The 22,913-nt window shown below is 74.2% G+C and carries 20 protein-coding genes; 14 read left to right on the forward strand and 6 right to left on the reverse strand.

What is annotated here, in order from left to right:
• Positions 1 to 57: 57 nt before the first annotated feature.
• Complete coding sequence (nadA, locus tag ACW14Y_RS13650) at positions 58 to 1,242, forward strand: quinolinate synthase NadA (protein WP_380302456.1); 1,185 nt, start codon at positions 58 to 60, stop codon at positions 1,240 to 1,242.
• Positions 1,243 to 1,349: 107 nt separating this feature from the next.
• On the opposite strand, the gene pspAA is transcribed toward nadA, so the two are convergent.
• Together pspAA and ACW14Y_RS13660 are read right to left on the reverse strand one after the other, a co-directional pair.
• On the reverse strand, positions 1,350 to 1,643 hold the full coding sequence (gene pspAA / locus ACW14Y_RS13655) for a PspA-associated protein PspAA (RefSeq protein WP_380302454.1): 294 nt from the start codon (positions 1,641 to 1,643) through the stop codon (positions 1,350 to 1,352).
• A gap of 74 nt (positions 1,644 to 1,717) precedes the next feature.
• Positions 1,718 to 2,521, reverse strand: coding sequence for a PspA/IM30 family protein (locus ACW14Y_RS13660; RefSeq protein WP_078879583.1), 804 nt, complete (start codon positions 2,519 to 2,521; stop codon positions 1,718 to 1,720).
• Between the two features lie 333 nt (positions 2,522 to 2,854).
• Here ACW14Y_RS13660 and ACW14Y_RS13665 point away from each other — a divergent pair, with 333 nt between their 5' ends.
• Positions 2,855 to 3,454, forward strand: coding sequence for a DUF3043 domain-containing protein (locus tag ACW14Y_RS13665; protein ID WP_030391527.1), 600 nt, complete (start codon positions 2,855 to 2,857; stop codon positions 3,452 to 3,454).
• Between the two features lie 230 nt (positions 3,455 to 3,684).
• The gene (locus ACW14Y_RS13670; RefSeq protein WP_380302514.1) at positions 3,685 to 4,380 is read left to right on the forward strand and encodes a class I SAM-dependent methyltransferase; all 696 of its coding nucleotides are present in this window, start codon (positions 3,685 to 3,687) and stop codon (positions 4,378 to 4,380) included.
• Between the two features lie 75 nt (positions 4,381 to 4,455).
• Here ACW14Y_RS13670 and ACW14Y_RS13675 read toward each other — a convergent pair whose 3' ends face one another.
• Positions 4,456 to 4,659: a hypothetical protein gene (locus ACW14Y_RS13675; RefSeq protein ID WP_380302450.1), complete on the reverse strand. Its 204-nt coding sequence runs from the start codon at positions 4,657 to 4,659 to the stop codon at positions 4,456 to 4,458.
• 153 nt (positions 4,660 to 4,812) lie between these two features.
• Between ACW14Y_RS13675 and cobU the strand changes: the two genes are divergently transcribed.
• From cobU to ACW14Y_RS13710, 7 genes are all read left to right on the forward strand, one after another.
• On the forward strand, positions 4,813 to 5,385 hold the full coding sequence (cobU, locus tag ACW14Y_RS13680) for a bifunctional adenosylcobinamide kinase/adenosylcobinamide-phosphate guanylyltransferase (RefSeq protein ID WP_380302448.1): 573 nt from the start codon (positions 4,813 to 4,815) through the stop codon (positions 5,383 to 5,385).
• A gap of 28 nt (positions 5,386 to 5,413) precedes the next feature.
• A complete protein-coding gene (locus ACW14Y_RS13685; protein WP_380391405.1) occupies positions 5,414 to 6,529 on the forward strand; it encodes a nicotinate-nucleotide--dimethylbenzimidazole phosphoribosyltransferase in 1,116 nt (371 codons plus the stop codon).
• 108 nt (positions 6,530 to 6,637) lie between these two features.
• On the forward strand, positions 6,638 to 7,447 hold the full coding sequence (locus ACW14Y_RS13690) for an adenosylcobinamide-GDP ribazoletransferase (protein WP_380391402.1): 810 nt from the start codon (positions 6,638 to 6,640) through the stop codon (positions 7,445 to 7,447).
• Positions 7,448 to 7,743: 296 nt separating this feature from the next.
• A complete protein-coding gene (locus ACW14Y_RS13695) occupies positions 7,744 to 9,252 on the forward strand; it encodes a leucyl aminopeptidase (RefSeq protein WP_380302442.1) in 1,509 nt (502 codons plus the stop codon).
• A 388-nt stretch (positions 9,253 to 9,640) separates the two neighbouring features.
• Positions 9,641 to 11,047: a dihydrolipoyl dehydrogenase gene (gene lpdA, locus ACW14Y_RS13700; RefSeq protein WP_094745444.1), complete on the forward strand. Its 1,407-nt coding sequence runs from the start codon at positions 9,641 to 9,643 to the stop codon at positions 11,045 to 11,047.
• Between the two features lie 60 nt (positions 11,048 to 11,107).
• The gene (sucB, locus tag ACW14Y_RS13705; RefSeq protein WP_456986863.1) at positions 11,108 to 12,868 is read left to right on the forward strand and encodes a 2-oxoglutarate dehydrogenase, E2 component, dihydrolipoamide succinyltransferase; all 1,761 of its coding nucleotides are present in this window, start codon (positions 11,108 to 11,110) and stop codon (positions 12,866 to 12,868) included.
• A 294-nt stretch (positions 12,869 to 13,162) separates the two neighbouring features.
• A complete protein-coding gene (locus ACW14Y_RS13710; RefSeq protein WP_266268964.1) occupies positions 13,163 to 13,678 on the forward strand; it encodes a DUF4240 domain-containing protein in 516 nt (171 codons plus the stop codon).
• An 82-nt stretch (positions 13,679 to 13,760) separates the two neighbouring features.
• On the opposite strand, the gene ACW14Y_RS13715 is transcribed toward ACW14Y_RS13710, so the two are convergent.
• On the reverse strand, positions 13,761 to 14,801 hold the full coding sequence (locus ACW14Y_RS13715) for a DUF2510 domain-containing protein (RefSeq protein ID WP_380309958.1): 1,041 nt from the start codon (positions 14,799 to 14,801) through the stop codon (positions 13,761 to 13,763).
• A gap of 239 nt (positions 14,802 to 15,040) precedes the next feature.
• Positions 15,041 to 15,553, reverse strand: a complete 513-nt coding sequence (locus tag ACW14Y_RS13720) for an N-acetyltransferase family protein (RefSeq protein WP_456986866.1) — start codon at positions 15,551 to 15,553, stop codon at positions 15,041 to 15,043.
• A gap of 106 nt (positions 15,554 to 15,659) precedes the next feature.
• Between ACW14Y_RS13720 and ACW14Y_RS13725 the strand changes: the two genes are divergently transcribed.
• From ACW14Y_RS13725 to ACW14Y_RS13735, 3 genes are all read left to right on the forward strand, one after another.
• On the forward strand, positions 15,660 to 16,565 hold the full coding sequence (locus tag ACW14Y_RS13725) for a TIGR01777 family oxidoreductase (RefSeq protein ID WP_456986868.1): 906 nt from the start codon (positions 15,660 to 15,662) through the stop codon (positions 16,563 to 16,565).
• Between the two features lie 472 nt (positions 16,566 to 17,037).
• Entirely contained in the window at positions 17,038 to 18,366 is a 1,329-nt protein-coding gene (locus ACW14Y_RS13730) for an NAD(P)/FAD-dependent oxidoreductase (RefSeq protein WP_380309964.1), read from the forward strand.
• A gap of 251 nt (positions 18,367 to 18,617) precedes the next feature.
• A complete protein-coding gene (locus ACW14Y_RS13735; RefSeq protein WP_456986870.1) occupies positions 18,618 to 19,850 on the forward strand; it encodes a cation:proton antiporter in 1,233 nt (410 codons plus the stop codon).
• A gap of 28 nt (positions 19,851 to 19,878) precedes the next feature.
• Here the strand turns inward: ACW14Y_RS13735 and ACW14Y_RS13740 are convergent, their stop codons facing one another.
• The gene (locus tag ACW14Y_RS13740; RefSeq protein WP_456986872.1) at positions 19,879 to 21,837 is read right to left on the reverse strand and encodes a regulator; all 1,959 of its coding nucleotides are present in this window, start codon (positions 21,835 to 21,837) and stop codon (positions 19,879 to 19,881) included.
• A 309-nt stretch (positions 21,838 to 22,146) separates the two neighbouring features.
• Between ACW14Y_RS13740 and ACW14Y_RS13745 the strand changes: the two genes are divergently transcribed.
• The gene (locus ACW14Y_RS13745; RefSeq protein ID WP_380309970.1) at positions 22,147 to 22,908 is read left to right on the forward strand and encodes a 3-hydroxybutyrate dehydrogenase; all 762 of its coding nucleotides are present in this window, start codon (positions 22,147 to 22,149) and stop codon (positions 22,906 to 22,908) included.
• Positions 22,909 to 22,913 lie beyond the last annotated feature (5 nt).

Below are 22,913 nucleotides of genomic sequence, written 5' to 3' on the forward strand. Positions count from 1 at the left end.
GTCAGATAGACGAGAAGGCTGCACCGCTCGATCGGCCGCACAGAAGGGCACCCGCCCGTGACCACCACCATCACCGAGACCTACGGCGTCGACCCCACTCCGACGCCGCTCGCTCTGCTGCTGCTCGGCCGCCAGGCCGACCCGAACAGCGAGCGCGGCGTCGAGTGCCCCGGCGACCTCCCCCCGGCCTCCGACCCGGACCTCGTCGAGCGCGCCCGCGCGGCCAAGGCCGCGCTCGGGGACCGCGTCTTCATCCTGGGCCACCACTACCAGCGCGACGAGGTGATCGAGTTCGCCGACGTCACCGGCGACTCCTTCAAGCTCGCCCGGGACGCGGCCGCCCGCCCGGAGGCCGAGTTCATCGTCTTCTGCGGCGTGCACTTCATGGCCGAGTCGGCCGACATCCTCACCGGCGACGCCCAGCAGGTCGTCCTGCCGGACCTCGCCGCGGGCTGTTCGATGGCCGACATGGCCACCGCCGAGCAGGTCGCCGAGTGCTGGGACGCGCTGACCGACGCCGGGATAGCCGACGTGACCGTCCCGGTCTCGTACATGAACTCCTCCGCCGACATCAAGGCCTTCACCGGCCGGCACGGCGGCACCATCTGCACCTCCTCCAACGCCCGGCGGGCGCTGGAGTGGGCGTACGAGCAGGGCCAGAAGGTCCTGTTCCTGCCGGACCAGCACCTGGGCCGCAACACCGCGGTGCGGGACATGGGCTTCTCGCTGGACGACTGCGTCGTCTACAACCCGCACAAGCCGAACGGCGGCCTGACCGTCGAGCAGCTGCGGGACGCGAAGATGATCCTCTGGCGCGGCCACTGCTCGGTGCACGGCCGGTTCACCCTGGACTCGGTGAACGACGTGCGCGAGCGGGTCCCCGGCGTCAACGTCCTGGTGCACCCGGAGTGCCGGCACGAGGTCGTCGCGGCCGCCGACCTGGTCGGCTCGACCGAGTACATCATCAAGGCGCTGGACGCCGCCGAGCCCGGCTCCAAGTGGGCCATCGGCACCGAGCTCAACCTCGTCCGCCGGCTCGCCAAGGCGCACCCGGACAAGGAGGTCGTCTTCCTCGACCGGGCGGTCTGCTTCTGCTCCACCATGAACCGGATCGACCTCCCGCACCTGGTGTGGGCGCTGGAGTCGCTGGTCGAGGGCCGGGTGCCGAACGTGATCAAGGTCGACCCGGAGACCGAGAAGTACGCCAAGGCGGCGCTGGACCGGATGCTGGCCCTGCCGTAACGATTCTCCGGTCCGCGGCCGGTCCGCAGCCGGCCCCGGACAGCGACAAAGGGCGGGCCCCCTCCGTGCGGAGGGGGCCCGCCCTCGTGTCTGGCGCGAGACGGCGGCTACTCGGGAATGCCCGGGATGAGACCGTCGCCCTCCGCCCGCAGCATCTCGCGGACGTCCTCGATGGTGGCCTCGGCGTCCGGCAGGATCAGGTCGGACGGCTCCAGCGAGTCGTCCGCCAGTGGAGTGCCGAACTCCCTCACGGCGCCGAGCAGCTCGACGAGCGCCCGGCGGAACTGTTCCTCGTCCCCCGACTCCAGTGCGGTGAGCAGCTCGTCGTCGAGCTCGTTGAGCCGGTTCAGATGGGCCTCGCCCACCTGGAACTGCCCCTCACCCATGACCCGCATGATCATGCCGTGCGTCTCCCTGTTCCTGGGGTGTTCCCGGAGGTGCTCCGGGACGGAGCTCAGGTCGGTTGCCGCTCCGACTACTTGTTGTAGTTGATCCGCGGGCCGTCCTGCTGCTGCGGCGCGGCGTCCTGCGGCCGGCCCTGCTCGATCGCCTGCGGGGCGGCCGGGGATCCCCCGGTCAGCTCGGCCTTCATCCGGGCCAGCTCCAGCTCGACGTCGGAACCGCCGGCCACCCGCTCCAGCTCGGCCTCGATGTCGTCCTTGCGGCCGAGGCCGCTGGCGTCGTCGAGCGCGCCGGAGGCCAGCAGCTCGTCGATCGCACCGGCCCGGGCCTGCATCTGGGCGGTCTTGTCCTCGGCCCGCTGGATCGCCAGACCGACGTCGCCCATCTCCTCCGAGATACCGGAGAAGGACTCGGCGATCCTGGTCTGCGCCTGGGCCGCGGTGTAGGTGGCCTTGATGGTCTCCTTCTTGGTGCGGAAGGCGTCGACCTTGGCCTGCAGCCGCTGGGAGGCCAGCGTGAGCTTCTCCTCCTCGGCCTGGAGCTGCTGGTACTGCACCTCCAGGTCGTTGATCTGGGACTGCATGTTCGCCTTGCGGGTGAGGGCCTCGCGGGCGAGGTCCTCCCGGCCGAGCGAGAGCGCCTTGCGGCCCTGGTCCTCGTACTTCGCCGACTGCTGCTGCAGCTGGGTCAGCTGGAGCTCCAGACGCTTGCGCGAGGTGGCCACGTCGGCGACGCCACGACGCACCTTCTGCAGCAGCTCGAGCTGCTTCTGGTACGAATAATCGAGCGTCTCACGCGGATCCTCCGCCCGGTCCAAGGCCTTGTTCGCCTTGGAGCGGAAGATCAGCCCCATACGCTTCATGATTCCGTCGCTCATGGGCCTCGGGTGCCCCCTTCTCCGGCCTGCGGTATCAGTCTCTTACCAGACACGACGAGTGTATGTGCAGCGAGCCCGTCGCCGCAGTGCACCTGCCTGCAACAAGCCTGCTACAGGTCGGTCCCGGTAAGCCTCATCCGCGGGGTGGATCCCGCCCTCATTCCACCCGCCGGTCAGCGGAGTGATCCCCTACGGGACTCCCCCCCGAACCGGTCCGGGACCCCTGCCCCGGTCCCCCCTGGGACCCGTCGCGGCCGGTCCGGGACGCGATCGATACGCGTTCGGTTCCCGGGCGACCCGGAGAAGCGTCGCCGCACCCCGTAGGCTGGTGGTGTGTTCCGACGCCGTTCAGATGAAGCCGCCGCCTCCGCCACCGTGCTGGAGAAGCAGGACGGCAAGACGCAGACCCGCGACCCGCAGGCGAAGAAGGGGCGGCCCACGCCCAAGCGCAGCGAGGCCGAGACCAACCGCCGGACCAGGGTCACCGTGCCCAAGGACCGCAAGGAGGCCTCCCGCCAGGCCCGCGAGCGGATGCGCTCCGAGCGCGAGAAGCAGCGCCAGGCGCTGATGGACGGCGACGAGCGCCACCTGCCGGCCCGTGACAAGGGCCCGGTGCGGAAGTTCACCCGCGACTACGTGGACGCCCGCTGGTCGCTGGCCGAGTTCTTCCTGCCCGCCGCCGTGCTGATCCTGGTGCTCAGCATCGTCAAGGTGCCGGCCCTCCAGTTGCTCTCCACGGTGCTGTTCCTGCTCTTCTTCGTCCTGGTGATCCTGGACTTCGTCCGGCTCGGCTTCGGCCTGCGCAAGCAGCTCGCCGAGCGCTTCGCCGGGCAGAACACCCGCGGCGCGGTCGCGTACGGCCTGATGCGCATCCTCCAGATGCGCCGGCTGCGACTGCCCAAGCCGCAGGTGCGGCGCGGGGAGAAGCCCTGACCGCCGAACCGGTGGACTCCGGCTGGGCCCCTCCCCTGTGGGACGGGCCCGGCCTCTACGCGCTCCCCGGCCAGGGGAGCGGCGGCCACGACCGGCTCGCGCAGGAGCGTGACGGGTACGAGCGGCACGGCCACGAGCGGCGGCTGCCCTCGCGCAGCGGCTCCTTCGCCGGCGGCACCGGCCCCGCGCCGGGGCGCTCCGGCACCCTGCGCAACCTCGTCCGGCAGGAGATGGTCGCCCGGCAGCTCGCCGAGCAGCTCACCGGACGCACCGCCCAGCGGGTGCTGGACATCGGCTGCGGCCAGGGCACCCAGGCCCTGCGGCTGGCCCGGGCGGGCCACTACGTCACCGGCATCGACTCCGACCCGGCCGCGCTCGGCGCCGCCCAGGAGACGCTGGCCGAGGAGCCCGACGCCGTCCGCGAGCGGATCCAGCTGCTGATCGGCGACGGGCACCAGTGCGGGCGCTGGTTCGGCGCGCGCAGCTTCGACGTGGTGCTCTGCCACGGCGTGCTGATGTACCTTCCGGACCCCGATCCGATGATCGCCTCGCTGGCCCGGCTGCTGGCCCCGGGCGGGCTGCTCTCGCTGGTGGTCCGCAACCGCGACGCGCTCGCCCTGCGGCCGGCCGCCGCCGGCGACTGGCGCGCCGCCCTGGAAGCCTTCGAGAGCGACCGGTACTACAACCGGCTCGGTCTGGCGGCCCGCGCCGACCGGATCGGCGACCTCGCCGTCACCCTCTCCGAGGTGTCCGTGCCGCTGCGGCACTGGTACGGCGTCCGGGTCCTCACCGAGAGCACCCCCGACGACGCGCCGCCCGTGGACGGCCGTCAGCTCGCCCAGCTGCTGGAGGCCGAGGAACGGGCCGGCCGCACCGACCCGTACCGGCAGGTCGCCGCGCTGCTGCACGTCCTCGGCATGAAGTAGCCGCCCCGACGGGCAGCGGGGGCACGCCGGGGAAGGCCGCTCCCGCACCGGCGAGCGGCCCCCGTCCGGGCCGGATCAGCCCTCGTGCAGGCTCATCGTGTAGATCTCGCGATCGTCGTCCAGCAGGACGGCACGGTCCACGCCGTCCTCGGCCAACTGCTTCCAGTTCTCCCCGATCCAGGTCTCCGCGTCCCCCTGGCCGGCGAACTCCTCCGCCTGCCCGCTGCCAGGGGCCACCACGCTGCCGTCCGCCTTCTCGTACCGCCACGTCCAGACCATGCCCGGCTCCTCCCGCCGACGACCAGCGATGTGCTGTGCTGCGCACCCTAGGTCCTCCCTTTCGGATCACGCCACGCGCGACCCGGCGGAGAGGACCTGCCCTCAGGTTGCCCGGCCGGATCTTCGGTATGCGCGGTGGGCGAGGATGGGCGCATGACACCTGACGCACCGCTCCCCCGCACCCTGCTCCTCGGCGGCGCGCGGTCCGGCAAGTCGACCCGGGCCGAACAGCTGCTGGCCCGGTACGAGGACGTGCTGTACGTGGCCACCGGCGGCACCCGGGACGGCGACGAGGAGTGGGCGCAGCGGGTCGCCCTGCACCGGGACCGGCGCCCGGCGAGCTGGCGCACCGCCGAGACCTGCGGGCTGGAGGCCGTCCTGGCCGACACCGCCGACCCGGCGCCGGTGCTGATCGACTGCCTGGCGCTGTGGCTCACCTCGGTGATGGACGAGTGCGGCGCCTGGGACGACGCGGTCTGGGCGGACGGCGGCGAGGCCGAGGTGCAGCGGCGCTGCGCGGCGCTGGCGGCCGCCTGGGCGGGGACCCGACGGCGGGTGGTGGCGGTCAGCAACGAGGTCGGCATGGGCGTCGTCCCGGCCACCGCGGCCGGCCGCCGGTTCCGCGACACCCTGGGCCGGCTCAACATGACGATGGCCGACGCCTCCGAGCGTGTGCTGCTGGTGGTGGCGGGGCAGGTTCTCACGGTCAAGCCGCCCGTCTGCTGAAGAGGCGCGGCGTGTAGCCTTCCGGACGATGGACACGACCGTGGATCTCGATACGTTCTCCTCGCTCGTCGAGCGCCCCGACGAGAGCGCCCGGCGCGCCGCCGAGGAGCGGTGGCAGGAGCTGGACCGGCCGCCGGGCGGCCTCGGCAAGCTGGAGGAGCTGGGCGCCTGGCTGTCCTCCGTGCAGGGGCGCTCCCCCGTGCGGCCGCTGTCGGCGCCCAAGGTGGTGCTGTTCGCCGCCGACCACGGGGTGGCCCGGGTCGGGGTCTCCCGGCTGCCCGCCGCGGGCGGCACGGCCGCGCGGGTGCGGGCCGTGCTCGACGGCACCGCGCCGGTCGCGCTGCTCGCCCGGCGTTTCGGCGCCGAGGTGCGGGTGGTGGACGTCGCGGTCGACGCGGAGGCCTCGGGCTTCCCCGACGAGGTGACGGCGCACCGGGTGCGGCGCGGCTCCGGGCGGATCGACGTCGAGGACGCGCTGAGCCCCGAGGAGACCGCGAAGGCGTTCCGGGCCGGGATGGCCGTCGCCGACGAGGAGGCCGACGCCGGGACCGACCTGGTGGTGCTGGGCGACCTCGGGGTCGGCTCGACCACGGTGGCGGCGGTCCTGGTCGGCGCGCTCTGCGGGACGGACGCGGCGGCGGTCACCGGGCGCGGCTCGGGCATCGACGACCGGGTGTGGATGGTCAAGTGCGCGACCGTGCGCGACTCGCTGCGGCGGGCCCGGCCGGTGCTGGGCGACCAGCTGGCGCTGCTCGGGGCCACCGGCGGCGCGGACTTCGCGGCGATCACCGGCTTCCTGCTGCAGGCCGCGGTGCGCAAGCTCCCGGTGGTGCTGGACGGGGTCGTCTCGGCGGCCTGCGCGCTGGTCGCGCAGCGGATCGCGTTCCGGGCGCCGGAGTGGTGGCGGGCCGGGCAGACCAGCGGCGAGCCGGCCCAGGCGAAGGCGTACGACCGGCTGACCCTGACGCCGCTGCAGGAGCAGGGGATCACCATGGGCGAGGGTGTCGGCGCGCTGATGGCGCTGCCGCTGCTCCAGGCCGCGGCGGACACGCTGGCCGACGAGCCGCCGACGGCGTACGTGCCGGCGGCGCCGAAGGAGCCGGCGCGGCTGCCGACCGCGGCGGAGCTGCTGGGCAAGCTCTAGGAAGAGGCAGGGGCCCGGGATCCGTCGACCGTCGACGGGTCCCGGGCCCCTGCTCGTGGCACACACGCGCTTCCGGCACCCCGCCGGGTGCCGGACGGGAGTGGGTGGTTGACGGTGCGGGACGGACTGCGGAACGTACTGCGGGACGGGCTGCGGGACGGGCTGCGGTTCGCGTTCGGGACGCTGTCGGTGCTGCCGGTGCGGGTCGACCGGTGGGACCGGGCCTCCGGGGGGCGGGCGATGGTGGTCGCGCCGCTGGTCGGGGCGGTGCTCGGGGCGCTCGCCGGAGCGGCGGGGGCGCTGGTCGCCTGGCGCGCGGGCGCACCGCTCGGGGCGGTCGCGGCCGTCGCCGTGCTGGCGGCGCTCACCCGGGGACTCCACCTGGACGGCCTGGCGGACGTCGCGGACGGCCTGGGCAGCGGGAAGCCCGCCGAGGACGCGCTGCGGATCATGAAGCAGTCGGACATCGGCCCGTTCGGCGTGCTCACCCTCGTCCTGGTCCTGCTCGCGCAGGTGGCCGCGCTGGCCGGGCAGTTCGCGCATTCCCCGCTGCGGGGCGCGCTCGCGGTGCTCGCGGCGGCGGTGGCCGGTCGCTGCGCGCTCGCCTGGGGCTGTCTGCGCACGGTCCCGGCGGCCCGGCCGGGCGGGCTGGGCGCGATGGTGGCGAGCACCGTGACACCGGCTTCCGCCCTGGCCTCGACCGGGGCCGCGGCGGCCCTGCTCGGGCTCGTCGGCCTGCTCGACGGACGGTCAGCCCTCGTACTGCCACTGGCCGTTGTGCTCGGCACCGGTTCCGCGTGGCCACTGCTGCGGCGGTGCGTGCGGCGGTTCGGCGGGACCACCGGGGACGTGCTCGGCGCGACGGTGGAGACCGCGGCGACGGGCGCGCTGCTGGCACTGGCGCTGCTGCCCCGCTGAGGGCGCCGGAGCCCGGGTGGTGAAAGGCGGCGGACCGGGCGGCGCGTGATCCCACCATGCGGACTACCATGCGGGGAGCACCGCAGCCCTGCACCGTCGCAGGTCCTGCCCGTCCGGCGTCCGTCGCGGCGCCGGGGCCTCTGGTGTGCGCGACCGCCGCGACGGTGGGCGCGCGCAGCCAGGGGCCCCGGGTCCGACACCGCCGGTCGGTCGGCCTGGCCGGCGGTTCCGGGCTGCGCCGGTGCGGCACTCGCGCCGCGACCGGTCGTGGACCGCGAAAGAACAGGACGCATTACGTGACTGCATTGTCTGTGAGCACCTCCGCCGCCGCCTCGCTGCGCGCGGACGCCCTGGTGATCGGCGTGGCGAAGGGCTCCAAGGGCATCGTGCTGGCCCCGGGCGCCGAGGCCGTGGCCGAGGCGTTCGAGGGCAAGCTGGCCGAGGTTCTCGCCACCCTGGGCGCGACCGGCGCCGAGGGCGACGCCGTCAAGGTGCCCGCCCCGGCCGGTCTGAAGGCCGCGCTCGTGCTCGCGGTCGGCCTCGGCGACGCCGTCGAGGGCGGGTACGCGCCGGAGGCGCTGCGCCGCGCGGCCGGTGTCGCCGCCCGCACCCTGGCCGGCAGCAAGAAGGTCGCGCTGGCCCTGCCGGCCGAGTCCGCCGTGGAGGTCGAGGCGGTCGCGCTGGGCGCGCTGCTCGGCACCTACGCGTACGGCACCTACAAGAGCAACGGCAACGGCGGCAAGGAGCCGGTCGGCGAGCTGCTGGTGCTGTCGACCCGCAAGGGCAGCAAGGACGCCAAGGCCGCGGTCGAGCGCGCCGTCGCCATCGGCGAGGAGATGAACCGCGCCCGCGACCTGATCAACGCCGCGCCGAACGACCTGAACCCGAAGTCCTTCGCCGCGATCGCCCAGGCCGCCGGCAAGGAGCACGGCCTCAAGGTCGAGGTGCTGGACGAGAAGGCCCTGCTCAAGGGCGGCTTCGGCGGCCTGCTGGGCGTCGGCAACGGCTCGGCCAACCCGCCGCGGCTGGTGAAGGTGGCGTACACCCACCCGAAGGCGAAGGCCACCCTGGCGTTCGTCGGCAAGGGCATCACCTACGACTCGGGCGGCATCTCGCTGAAGCCGGCCGGCCACAACGAGACCATGAAGTGCGACATGGCCGGTGCCGCCGCGGTGTTCGCCGCCGTCGTCGCCGCCAAGCGCCTCGGCCTCCAGGTCAACGTCACCGCGTGGCTGGCGCTGGCCGAGAACATGCCGTCCGGCACCGCCACCCGCCCGGGCGACGTGCTGCGGATGTACGGCGGCAAGACCGTCGAGGTGCTGAACACCGACGCCGAAGGCCGTCTGGTGCTGGCCGACGCCATCGTGCGGGCCGGCGAGGAGAACCCGGACGTCATCGTCGACGTGGCGACCCTGACCGGCGCGATGATCCTGGCGCTGGGCAGCCGCACCTTCGGTGTGATGGCCAACAACGACGAGCTGCGCGCGGACCTGCACGCGGTCGCCGGCGAGGTGGGCGAGCAGTCCTGGCCGATGCCGCTGCCGGCCGAGCTGCGCAAGGGCATGACCGAGTCGACCATCGCCGACCTGGCCAACATGGGCGAGCGGATGGGCGGCGGCCTGGTGGCCGGCCTGTTCCTGAAGGAGTTCGTGGCCGAGGGCATCGACTGGGCGCACCTGGACATCGCCGGCCCGGCGTTCCACGAGGCCGCGCCGTTCGGCTACACCCCGAAGGGCGGCACCGCCTCCGCGGTCCGCACCCTGGTCCGCTTCGCCGAGCAGAAGGCCGCCGGCGGCAAGGCCTGACGGACGGGTACGACCGAGGACGGGGTCCGGCGCGCACGCGCCGGACCCCGTCCGGCTTCCACCCCGGGTTACCTGCGAGTAGGGGATGCGGGCGCGCGCCGCACCCGTGTTCGCTGCGGGCGAAACTTTGTTCCACAGTGCGGAACCGCCGGCCGCGAGGGTCCCGGGAAACCGTCTCCCGCCCCCTGTCAACCCCGCCCTGAGCTGCGACGATGCCCCTCCGTCCGGGGTAATCCCACCCCTGCGACCACCGCTCGGGACACCCCTGGGGCGGACCCGGACATCAGCCGCCGCGAACAAGTGCGAAGATGTATTTCCGGCACGACTGGGCGCCCCACAAGGGCTTCCGACCCACCGGACCGCGACCGGCCCGGCGATCCACATCCCATTGCATGGAGGACGTGACGTGGCGAACGACGCCAGCACCGTTTTCGACGTAGTCATTCTCGGAGGCGGAAGCGGCGGTTACGCCGCGGCGCTCCGCGGCGCCCAGCTGGGCCTGAGCGTCGCCCTGGTCGAGAAGGGCGAGCTCGGCGGCACCTGCCTGCACCGCGGCTGCATCCCGACCAAGGCGCTGCTGCACGCGGCCGAGATCGCCGACGAGACGAAGGAGGCCGCCGAGTTCGGCGTGCTGGCCACCTTCCAGGGCATCGACATCAACGGCGTCCACAAGTACAAGGACGACGTCGTCGCCGGCCTGTACAAGGGCCTCCAGGGCCTGGTGGCGTCCCGCAAGGTGACCTTCATCCAGGGCGAGGGCAAGCTCTCCTCGCAGACCTCGGTGGACGTCAACGGCCAGCGCATCGAGGGCCGCCACATCCTCCTGGCCACCGGCTCCGTGCCGCGCTCGATCCCGGGCCTGGAGATCGACGGCAACCGCGTCATCTCCTCGGACCACGCCCTCAAGCTCGACCGCATCCCGCAGTCGGCCGTCATCCTCGGCGGCGGCGTGATCGGTGTCGAGTTCGCCTCCGTCTGGAAGTCGTTCGGTGTCGACGTCACCATCGTCGAGGCCCTGCCGCACCTGGTCCCGCTGGAGGACGAGAACTCCTCCAAGCTGCTGGAGCGCGCCTTCCGCAAGCGTGGCATCAAGTTCGAGCTCAAGGCCCGCTTCTCCGGCGTCGAGTACACCGAGACCGGTGTGCGCGTCTCCACCGAGAACGGCAAGCAGATCGACGCCGACCTGCTGCTCGTCGCCATCGGCCGCGGCCCGGTCTCGGCCGGCCTCGGCTACGAGGAGAACGGCGTCGCGATGGACCGCGGCTACGTCCTCGTCGACGAGTACATGCGCACCAACGTGCCCACCATCTCGGCCGTCGGCGACCTGGCCCCGACCCTGCAGCTGGCCCACGTCGGCTTCGCCGAGGGCATCCTCGTCGCGGAGCGCCTGGCCGGCCTCAAGCCGGTGCCGATCGACTACGACGGCGTCCCGCGCGTGACCTACTCCAACCCCGAGGTCGCCTCCGTCGGCATCTCCGAGGCCAAGGCCGTCGAGCTGTACGGCAAGGAGAAGGTCGTCACCGTCAAGTACAACCTGGCCGGCAACGGCAAGAGCAAGATCCTGAAGACCGCCGGCGAGATCAAGCTCGTCCAGGTCAAGGACGGCGCCGTGGTCGGCGTCCACATGGTCGGCGCCCGCATGGGCGAGCAGGTCGGAGAGGCCCAGCTGATCTACAACTGGGAGGCTCTCCCGGCCGAGGTCGCGCAGCTCATCCACGCGCACCCGACCCAGTCCGAGGCCCTGGGCGAGGCGCACCTGGCGCTGGCCGGCAAGCCGCTGCACGCGCACGACTGATCGCGCCCCCACACCCCCCATCTTCCAGTTCGCAAGACTTGAATAGGAGTCGCTGAAACCATGGCGGTCTCAGTAACACTGCCCGCGCTGGGCGAGAGCGTTTCCGAGGGCACCGTCACCCGTTGGCTGAAGGCCGAGGGTGAGCGCGTGGAGGTCGACGAGCCGCTGCTCGAGGTGTCCACCGACAAGGTCGACACCGAGATCCCGGCCCCGGCCTCCGGCATTCTGGCCTCGATCAAGGTCGCCGAGGACGAGACCGTCGAGGTCGGCGCCGAGCTGGCGATCATCGACGACGGCTCGGGCGCGCCGGTCGCCGCCGCGGCTCCGGCCGCCGCTGCCCCGGCCCCGGTCGCGGAGGCCCCGGCCGCCGCTCCGGCTCCGGCTCCGGTCGCCGCCGCTCCGGCCGCCCCGGCCGCCGACGCCACCCCGGTGCTGCTGCCGGCCCTGGGCGAGTCGGTCACCGAGGGCACCGTCACCCGCTGGCTGAAGGCCGAGGGCGACACGGTCGAGATCGACGAGCCGCTGCTCGAGGTCTCCACCGACAAGGTCGACACCGAGATCCCGTCGCCGGTCGCCGGCACCCTGGTGAAGATCCTGGTCGCCGAGGACGACACCGCCGAGGTCGGCGCCCAGCTCGCGCTGATCGGTGCCGCGGGCGCCGTCGCCGCCGCTCCGGCTCCGGCCGCTCCGGCCGCCCCGGCCCCCGTTGCCGCCCCGGCCCCGGTTGCCGCCCCGGCCCCGGTTGCCCCGGTCGCCGCTCCGGCTCCGGCTCCGGTCGCCCCGGCCGCTCCGGCCCCGGTTGCCGCTCCGGCTCCGGTCGCCGCCCCGGCCCCCGTTGCCGCTCCGGCTCCGGTCGCCACTCCGGCCCCGGCCGCCCCGGTGGCCGACGCCGGTGACGCCTACGTCACCCCGCTGGTGCGCAAGCTCGCCGCCGAGCACGGCGTCGCGCTGACCGCTGTCACCGGCACCGGTGTCGGCGGCCGCATCCGCAAGCAGGACGTCCTGGCCGCCGCCGAGGCCGCCAAGGCCGCGCCGGCCCCGGTCGCCGCTGCCCCGGTCGCGGCCGCCGCCGCGCCGAAGGCCGCTGCCGCCCCGTCGGCCCTGCGCGGCCAGACGGTCAAGATGACCCGCATGCGCAAGGTCATCGGCGACAACATGATGAAGGCCCTGCACGAGCAGGCGCAGCTCACCAGCGTGGTCGAGGTGGACGTCACCCGGATCATGTCGCTGCGCGCCAAGGCCAAGGACTCCTTCCTCGCCCGCGAGGGCGTGAAGCTGTCCCCGATGCCGTTCTTCGTCAAGGCCGCCGCCCAGGCGCTGAAGGCCCACGCGGTCGTCAACGCCCGGATCAACGACGCCGAGGGCACCATCACCTACTTCGACACCGAGAACATCGGTATCGCGGTGGACTCGGAGAAGGGTCTGATGACCCCGGTCATCAAGGGTGCGGGCGACCTCAACATCGCCGGCATCTCGAAGAAGACCGCCGAGCTGGCCGGCAAGGTGCGCGACAGCAAGATCACCCCGGACGAGCTGTCCGGCGCCACCTTCACCATCAGCAACACCGGTTCGCGCGGCGCGCTGTTCGACACCGTCATCGTGCCGCCGAACCAGGCCGCCATCCTGGGCATCGGCGCGACGGTCAAGCGTCCGGTCGTCATCGAGGCCGACGGCGGCACCGCCATCGGCATCCGTGACATGACCTACCTGTCGCTCTCCTACGACCACCGCCTGGTGGACGGCGCCGACGCCGCCCGCTACCTGGTGGCGGTCAAGGAGATCCTGGAGGCCGGCGAGTTCGAGGTCGAGCTCGGCCTGTAAGGCTCCGCCCGAGGGTCCCCCTCCGGCAGCACCGGAACCCCGCGTCGTCCCCGGACGGCGCGGGGTTCCGCGCGTCCGGGGCGGGACTCCGAACGTCCGGGACGGGACTCCGCGCGTCCGGGGACGGGGTGACGGTGAACCGGGCGGGGTTCCGCGGCGTCCGGGCCGGAATCGTGGTGAACGGCGGCGGACGGCGGGCATCTTCGCGCCGTTCCGGGTTTTTCGTGCCGTTCCGGGCGATTCACCCGCTCTTCGCATGCGCGCGTGCGGCCGAACAGGGATGCTGGAGCGGTGATGGACGAGACCGACTTCTGGCAGATCATCGACGACACCCGGGAGGACGCCGAGGGCGACCCGGACGAGCAGGCGGACCGTCTGGTGGAACGGCTCGTCGAGCTGACCCCGGACGACGTCATCGACTTCGCCCGGCTCTTCGAGGCCCGGTTCCAGCGCGCCTACCGCCACGACCTCTGGGGCGCGGCCTACCTGCTGCTGGGCGGGGCCTCCGAGGACTCCTTCGACTTCTTCCGGTGCTGGCTGATCGGCCAGGGCCGGGACGTCTTCGAGGGCGGGCTGCACGAGCCGGACGACCTGGCCGACCTGCTGCCCGGCTTCGACGAGGAGGAGGACGGCGAGGCCGAGGACCTCGGCTACGCGGCCGACGAGGCGTACGAGCAGCTGACCGCGCTGCCGCTGCCCGAGGTGGGCGGACGCCAGCCCTCGCAGCCGTTCGGGGCCGGATTCGACTTCGACGACCCCGAGGTCATGGCGAAACGGTTCCCCAAGCTCTGGGAGCGGTACGGGGACTGACTCCGCCGGGGCGGAGCGGGCGGGTCCGGCGGCCGTCGGGCGGACCGGGGCCCGCGGCCGCCGGGCCCGCCCGGACGGCCGCTCAGGTGGTGGAGTCCGCCGCCGCGCTGGTGTCCTGCTTGATGCCCTTGAGGATCTGGTCCAGCACCGACGGGTCGGGCGCGCCCGCGGCGTCGTCCACCCCGCCCTCGAAGGCCACGAAACCGCCGCCCTTGGCGGGGACGGCCACCATCAGGATGTAGCCCTTGCTGCCGTCCGAGGTGGTGATGTGCCAGCGCACCGCGTACCCGGAGATGCCCGCGACCGTGGTGCTGGACGAGCCCGCGTCGGTGTGCCCGGTGATGTTGCTGAAGATCGCCGCCGCGTAGGCCGGCATGGCCGCCTCGGCCGCCGCCCGGGCGGTGGTGCCGGCGATGGTGTCCTTCTCCACCGAGAACTGGCCCCGGATGCAGTTGCCGCCGCCGGGGCAGGTGTACTGGCCGCTGCCGAGGAAGACGGTGGAGTGGGAGCCGCTGGTGTTCGCCTCCCAGCCCTCGAACACCGGCACGGTGATGGCGTGCTGCGGGTCCGCCACGGTGTCCTTGAGTACCGGGCTCGGCTTCGGCTGCGTGGTCGGGGGCGGTGGGGAGGACCTGGTCGGGCTGGGAGTGGTGGCGCTCGGGCTCGGTGTGTCGGTGACGGTGACCGTGGTCACCGGCTGGGTCGGCTTGGCGATCGGGCTGTCGCCGCCGCTGTTGAGCGCCACGGCGGCCACCACGCCGACCACGGCCAGCACACCGACCACGATGCCGACGGCCGTCCCGGTCCTGATCCGGTTCGGCCGCTCGGGCGGCGGATAGCCGGCCGGCGGGTAGCCGTAGGCCGGCGGGTTCTGCGCCGGGTAGCCGTACCCGGGCTGCCCCTGCTGCGGGGCGCCGTAGCCGTAGGCCGGCGGCGCGGGTGCGGAACCCCCCGAGGGGTTCTGCCAGGCGACCTGCGTCGGGGCGTCGGCAATCGGGCCGCCGCCCGCCTGGACGGGGCGGACGTCACTGGTCCAGGCCGTGCCGTCCCACCAGCGCTCATGACCGGCCGTGCCGTCCGCACCCGGTACCGGGTACCACCCGGGAGGCGTCGAGTTGCTCACGGCCGTAACCTACCCGTCCGGGTGACGCTCCAGACAGGGTGGGTCTGTCACGACTCTGCACCACCCGCGCACGTGATCTGACGGTGCCTCAGTGCGCCTCGGTGGGTCGTGCGGGAACGGTCGGGCGGGCCCCTCGGCCCCTCGGCCCCTCGGCCGGGGGGACGCCCGGCCGGGGGGACGCCCGGCCGGTCGGCGGGCGCTCAGTCGGCCGGGGGCGTCCCAGTCGGCCGGCGGGCGTCTCAGTCGGTAGGCCGGTCGTCGAGGGACCGGGCCATCCAGATGTCGTCGACGTAGGCCCCGTCGATCAGGAACTCCTCCTTGAGCGAACCCTCGACCACGAAGCCGCAGCGCTTGTAGAGGGCGCGGGCCGGGGCGTTGTGGCCGAGCACCCGCAGGGTGATCCGGCGGGCGCCCTGCTCCTGGGCGATCCGGCAGGCCGCCTCGACCAGCGCGACGCCGATGCCCCGGCCGCGCACGGCGGTGTCGACCGCGAGGCCCTGGATCTGGCGCACATGCCGGTTGCTGGCCAGCGGGGTCGGCGGGACGACCCGGATGTAGCCGACCGCCCGGCCGTCGAGCAGGGCGAGGTGGAACTGGTCCGGACTGTGGCGTTCGTCGAACACCCCCGCGTCCTCGTCGGGCCGGGGGGCGACCTCGGCCAGCGGGGTCCAGGTGGAGCAGTTGAGGGCGGAGAGTTCCTTCTCGTCCTCGGCCCGGGCGGGGCGGATGATCAGCTGATCGTCTACGTGCATGCGCCGCATGCTAATCACCCCCGGCCGGGACGTACACGGCAATTCCCGCGACCCCGCCGGACCGCCGCTCCCGGGCGGACCCCCGACCGACTGCGAGGATGGGCCCATGAGAATCGCGGTCACAGGATCCACGGGACTGATCGGCGCGGCACTCGTCGGCTCGCTGCTGGCGGACGGGCACGAGGTGGTGCGGCTGGTCCGGCACCGCTCGCGGACCGGGCCCCGGCCGGACGGCACCACCGCCATCGGCTGGAACCCGCTGCTGGGCCAGGTCGACCGGGCCGGGCTGGCCGGGGTCGGGGCAGTCGTGCACCTGGCGGGCGCCGGCGTCGGCGACCGCCGGTGGAGCGAGTCCTACAAGCGGGAGATCCGGGAGAGCCGGGTCCTGGGCACCGAGACCCTGGCGACCGCCCTGGCCGGACTGGCCGAACCGCCCGAGGTCCTCGTGAGCGCCTCCGCCGTCGGCTACTACGGGCAGACCGGCGACCGGGTGATCGACGAGTCCTCGCCCGCCGGGGACGACTTCCTGGCCGAGGTCTGCGTGGAGTGGGAGGCCGCCGCCCGGCCGGCCGAGCGGGCCGGGATCCGGGTGGTCCACCCGCGCACCGGGCTGGTGCTCTCCGCCGCCGGAGGCGCGGGCGGACGGCTCTTCCCGCTGTTCCGGCTGGGCCTCGGCGGCCGGCTCGGCGACGGCCGGCAGTACTGGAGCTTCATCTCGCTCGCCGACGAGGTCGCGGCGCTGCGCTTCCTGATCGACCGGAAGGACATCGAGGGGGCGGTGAACCTCACCGCCCCCGAGCCGGTGACCAACGCCGAGCTGACGGCGGCGCTCGGGCGGGTGCTGCGCCGGCCGACGCCGTTCCCGGTGCCGAAGGCCGTACTGGACACGGTGCTGGGCGAGCTGGCGGTCGAGGTGGTCGGCAGCCACCGGGTCGTGCCGCGGCGACTGCTGGACGCGGGCTTCCGCTTCGCGCACCCGGACGTCGACTCGGCGGCGCGGGCGGCGCTCTGACGGGCGGCTCTCCAGCGGTTGGCTCCGGGGCGGCTCGGGCCGCCCTCCGGGGCGTGACTCCGGGGCGGGGCCCCGCGGCTTCGGCCGGGGTCGGTGGGGCCGGGCGCGCGGTCGCGTCCGGTCCCGTCGCGTAGGCGCGCTACGACGTCCGCCCTGGCCAGGGGCATATGCGGAGCGGAGTTCGGGCGACTGCGGCGCAGGGCTCCGAGAGGGGGCGCACGGGAGCACACGGTGGGCGCGCTGCGCGCCCCTGGTGACCGTGCGCGCCCGTCGGGCGGGAACACGGGCGAGGAGGAACACAGTCCGTGACCACGCGGCCACCGGATGCGGCCACTCCCCTTCCCCACCGGGTTCGGGGCCCGTGCGCTTGTCTGACGCTCGTACTGACTGGGCATCACACCGGTCGGACCGTGTCCCAGCACTCTGCTGCCTGCACCGGCCCGAAATCCCGGGACCAGGGAGGGAGCCACCCGTGCCCACGTACGACTTCACTCGCCGCACCCGCCGACAGTCCGACCCGGACGTCGTCGTGGTGGGAGCCGGCCTCGCGGGCCTTGCCGCCGCTCGCGTACTCACCGCCCACGGCCTCACCGTTCAGGTCCTGGAGGCCGCGGACCGGATCGGTGGTCGAGCGGCCTCCCACCGGCTCGACGGCTTCCGACTCGACCACGGCAGCCATCTGCTGAACACCGCCTTCCCCGAGCCGCGCCGCGTGCTCGACCTCGACCGCCTCGATCCGCGCCCGCTCACGCCGGGCGTACTCGTGCACAACGGCGGGCGCCGGTACCGGGTCGGGGACCCGCAGCTGACCACCGCCCGGCACGCCGCCGCCCGGGCGCCACTGGGCAGTCCGCTGGACAAGGCGCGGCTCGGCAGCTGGCTCAACCGCCTCGCCAACACCCCGCCCGCACGGCTGAAGGCCCGGCCGGAGACCACCGCCGCCCGGGCCCTCGGCGACCGGGGCCTCGCCCCGCGCACCGTCGACGGACTGCTGCGGCCCCTGCTCGGCGCCCTGCTCAGCGACCCCGCGCTCGGTACCAGCAGCCGGGTCGCCGACCTGGTGCTCCGCTGTTACGCGCGCGGCCGGCTCTGTCTGCCCGCCGACGGGATGGCGGCCGTGCCGGCCCAGCTGGCCGCCGCACTGCCCGCCGGCACCGTCCGCACCGGAGTGCGGGTCACCTCGATCACGGCCGACGGCGTGGAGACCGCCACCCATGGGCGGATCGGCGCGCAGGCCGTGGTCGTCGCGACCGACCCCCGCTCCGCCGCGGACCTGCTGCCCGGTCTGCGGCTGCCGGACTTCCACCCCGTCACGACCTTCTACCACGCGGCCGACCGCACCCCCCTGGGGGAGGCCGCCCTGCTGCTGGACGGCGACCGGCCGGGCGGGCAGCCGTCCCTGGTGTCGCACTCGCTGGTGCTCAGCGAGCTGCACCCCTCGTACGCCCCGACCGGACAGGCGCTGATCGCCACCACCGTGCTCGGCCGCCGCACCTTCGACGCCGGCGGACCGGCGGCACTGGAGCCGGCCGTCCGGGCCCGGCTGGCGGAGCTGTACGGCACACCGACCGGCGGCTGGCAGTTCCTGAGCGTGCGGCACCTGCCGGACGCGGTGCCCGCGATGCCGCCGCCGCACAACACCCGGCGGCCGGTCCGGCTGCTCGCCGGGCTCTACGTCTGCGGCGACCACCGGGACACCAGCAGCGTGCAGGGGGCGCTGGTGTCGGGACGGCGCGCGGCCGAGGCCGTGGCGCGCGACCTCGGGCTGCCGATCGCCGTACGGGAGGCGGAGGCGGCCTGACGGCGGACGGCGCCGGGGGGTGTCCTGTGCGGGACACCCCCCGGCGCCGCTCGGCGGGCGGGCGGGCGGTGCGCGGGACCGGCGTGCGGCGCCTCGCGTGCGGCGCGCGACATGCGGTCCCCGGCGCCCGGCGCGTGACGGGCGGCGCGCGGCCCGGCTGCCCGAACGGCGCCGGTTCACGTGCCAATATGCCGATATGACCGCTGTTCGGACGATCTCCGCTCCCCCGTCGGCCGCCCGGTGAGTGCCCGGTGAGCGCCGACTTCGAGGTCCAGCCGCTCTCGCTGATCCTGGTCCCCGCCGCCGCGGTGGCCGCCCCGCTGATCGCCGACCGCCTGCTGCGGTGGATCGCCGTCCCCACCGTCGTGTTCGAGATCCTGCTCGGCGTGCTGATCGGCCCCGACGCCCTGAACTGGGTGCACGTGGACGACCTGATCGACGCGCTCTCCCAGTTCGGCCTGGCGATGCTGATGTTCCTGGCCGGCTACGAGATCGACTTCGCCAGACTGCGCGGCGGACCGCTCCGCCGGGCGGGCGCCGCGTGGCTGATCAGCGTGGCGGTCGCGCTCGTCGTGGGCGCGGTGATCAACCCGAAACCCCTGGACGGCGCCTTCACCGGGCTGGTGCTGACCACCACCGCGCTCGGCACCATCCTGCCGATCCTGCGCGACGCGGGCGAGCTGCCCACCCCGTTCGGCTCGCTGGTCATGGCCACCGGCGCGGTCGGCGAGTTCGGGCCGATCATCGCCGTCGCCGTCCTGCTCAGCGGCAACAGCGCGGGCCGCACCGCCGTCATCCTGGGCGCCTACGCGGTGATCACCGCCGTCGCGATCGGCGGCGCCCGGCGGCCGAGGCCGGCCTGGATGACCCGGCTGATCCGCGGCACCCTGCGCACCTCCGGCCAGTTCGCCGTCCGGACCGTGATCCTGGTGCTCGCGACCATGGTGGCCGCCGCCCTCTGGCTGGAACTCGACATGCTGCTCGGCGCGTTCACCGCCGGCATCGTCTCCCGGCTGCTGCTCTCCGACATCCCCGGGCCGGCCGAGGAGGTGATCGAGGCCAAGCTGGAGGGCATCGGCTTCGGCTTCCTCGTCCCGGTGTTCTTCGTGGTCAGCGGGATGAAGTTCGATCTGGACGCGCTGATCGAGGATCCGGGCACGCTGCTGCTCGTCCCGCTCTTCGTCGTCCTGCTGCTGGCCGTGCGCGGACTGCCCGCGGCGCTGCTGGCCCCCGCCGGCCTGGGACGGCGGGACCGGGGAGCGCTCGGCCTCTACGGCGCGACGGCGCTGCCGCTGGTCGTGGTGATCACCACGATCGAGGTGGACGCCGGCCATCTGCCGTCCTCCACCTCGGCGGCCCTGGTCGGCGCGGGCATGCTCTCCGTGCTGCTGTTCCCGCTGGCCGCGCAGCGGCTGCGCGGGAACGTCCGGCCGCCGGCCGCCGTGGAGGGCGACCGGCCGCGGGTGAACGCCGAGAGCTGGTGACTCCGCCGGTCCGGTCGGAGCCCCCGGTTCAGATCACCCCCGCCTGACGGGCCGTCTCCTCGAACGCCCGGGCCACCGGGCTGCCCCGGTAGGGCGTGAGGCGGCGGTGGAAGTCGCGCACGTACTCCAGCGACCGGGCCGACCGCATCTCGCCCGCCGCCCGCAGGGCGTCGGTCGCCATGCCGCAGGCCTCGTCGAGGTCCCCCATGCCGAGCCGGGCGGTGGCCAGCACCAGCCGGCAGAAGATCCGGCTCCGGGCGTAGGCGGGCGAGCGCAGCCGCAGCGACTTCTCGGCGTGCTGGGCGGCCGTGCGCCACTGCTGGAGGTCCCGGTAGCAGTGCGCGAACTCGTCCGAGAGCTGTGCCTCGTCGAAGAACCGCGCCCAGGCCGGCAGTTCGTCGCCGGTGCGGGCCGCCGCCAGCGCCCGTTCGGCCCGGACCAGCGCCGTCGTGCAGGAGCGGACGTCGCCGAGCAGGCCGTGCCCGCGCGCCTCGGCCGCGTGCAGCAGCGCCTGCACGGTCGGCGGCACCGCCGTGCCCACGCCCTGCTGGGCCACCCGGGCCAGCTGGACGGCCTCCCGGCCGTGGCCGAGGTGCACCGCCTGCTGGCTCATCGTCACCAGGACGTACCCGCCGAGCGCGCGGTCCCCGGCGGCCTGCGAGAGCCGCAGGGCCTGGACGAAGTAGCGCTGGGCCAGGCCGTGCGCGGCGATGTCGAAGCTCGTCCAGCCGGCCAGCCTGGTGAGGTCGGCGACCGCGCCGAACAGGGCCCGGCCGATCTGCTCGCCGTAGCGGCCGCGCAGCATCGGCTCGGCCTCGCTCTCCAGGTAGCGGACCAGCGCCTGGCGGGCGTGGCCGCCGCCGTAGGCGTGGTCCAGGGCGCGGAAGAGGTCGCCGACGGCGCGGATGGCGGCGATGTCGCCCCGGCCGACGCGCAGGGCCGGGCGCGACTCGCGGGCCGGGTCCTGGAACGGCGGCTCGACGGCGATCGGCGGGCGGCGGCTCTGGGTGGGCACCCGGGCCCCGAACGCGGCCGACCCGGCGGCGGGACCGGTCGTCGGGCCGCCCCCGGGTGCGGCGGCCGGTCCGCCGGCGGGACCGGCCGAGGTGGCGGCGGTGCGGGCGGCCTGGGTGCCCGGGGCGGCCTGGCCGCCCGGCAGCTGGCCGCGCGTCGCGGGACCGGCGGGCGCCCCGGCGGGCGACGCGCCCGTCCCCGGATCGGGCCTGGCCAGGGTGGAGCCGTCGCGGGCGACCCGCTCGTCGGTCCGGCCGATCAGCCAGTCCCGGCTCGGCACCACCAGGCCGGCCGGGGTGAAGGCGATCCGGCGCAGTTCGGACTGCGGTCCGTTGTCCTTGCGCCACATGCTCGCCACGATGTCCACCGCTTCCTGCGGCGTCTCGGCGAACTCCAGGCCCGCGTAGACCGGGGCGCAGGCGTCCAGGCCGAGGTCCTGCGCGGTGAGGCGGCGGCCGAGCCGACGGGTGAAGACCTCGGCGATCAGGGCCGGGGTGGCACCGCGGGGCTGCTGGCCGCGGAGCCAGCGGGTGACGGAGGTCTTGTCGTAGCGCAGGTCGAGGCCGTGCTCCAGGCCGAGCTGGTCGACCCGGCGGGCCAGGCCGGCGTGCGAGAAGCCGGCCTCCTCGATCAGGGCGGCCAGTTGGAGGTTCTGGGTGCCGGCCGACTGGTGCCGTTCGGTGGGCGGCCGCTCCGGGACGTGCCGCTCGGCGACGGGCCGGGCGGGCGGGGACTGGTCGGTCGCGTGCCGGTCCGGGCCGGTCGGATGCCGGTCCGGGGCGGCCGGGTGCCGGTCCGGCCCGGGCCGGTCCAGGGCGTGCCGGTCGGGCGTGGCCTGCTCGGGCAGCCGCAGTTCGTCGGCGGTCGGGGCGTCGGGGGCGTCCGGAAGGGCCCGGCCGACCGGACCCCGGTGCTGGTCGAGCGGGTCGAGCGGTCCGTACGCCGGGCTGTCGGTTGCAGGCCTTTGGGGCATAGTCAGTCAACACCTCTCGGACGCCGCACCGGCTCCACCAGCGGTTCGGCTGCCTGTGGCGACGCCCCCTGTCGGGAATCGGCGTGAATGTAGCGAGCATTCGGGCGCTATGGGTGGTTCTGACCGAGCAATCCTCCGAACGGGTGAAGCATCCGCGCCCATTGTGGGGAAGACCCCTCAGGGTGGGTTTGGCTTTCGGGGCTTCTGTCGGCCACCGACCGTCATGGCGGTGAACCCCACAGTCCACCGGGGTGCTGTAGAGGACCAGCACATAGGAGCCCGGCCGTCGGATTCCTACCGTTCTGGGCCATGGACACCACTTCAGCCCGCCCCCTCGACGGCCGCACCGCGCTGGTGACCGGGGCCGCCTCCGGCATCGGCCGGGCCTGTGCCGAGGTCCTCGCCGAGGCCGGCGCCCGGGTCCACGTCGTCGACCTCGCCGGCGACCCCGCCCGTCGGCTGGCCGAGCGGATCGGCGGCGTCGCGCACGTCGCCGACCTCGCCGACCCGGAGGCCGTGGAGGCCCTGCCGGCCGAGGCCGACATCGTGGTCAACAACGCCGGCCTCCAGCACGTCGCCCCCGTCCACGAGTTCCCGCTCGAACGCTTCGTCCAGATCCAGCGGGTGATGGTCGAGGCCCCGTTCCGCATCCTGCGCCGCACCCTCCCCCACATGTACGCGCGGCGCTGGGGCCGGGTCGTCAACATCTCCTCCGTCCACGGGCTGCGGGCGAGCCCCTTCAAATCGGCCTATGTGACCGCCAAGCACGCCCTGGAGGGCCTCAGCAAGACCGTCGCCCTGGAGGGCGCGCCGTACGGCGTCACCAGCAACTGCATCAACCCCGGCTATGTCCGCACCCCTCTGGTGGAGCACCAGATCGCCGCCCAGGCCCTCGCCCACGGCGTGCCCGAGGAGGAGGTCGTCGAGCGCGTCCTGCTGGAGCGCACCGCCGTCAAGCGCCTCGTCGAACCCGTCGAGGTGGCCCGGCTCGCCCTCTACCTCTGCCTGCCGCACGCGGACTGCCTCACCGGCGCCTCGCTGCCGCTCGACGGCGCCTGGACGGCGCGCTGAGCGGT

It is taken from the genome of Kitasatospora sp. cg17-2 (genome assembly GCF_054031055.1).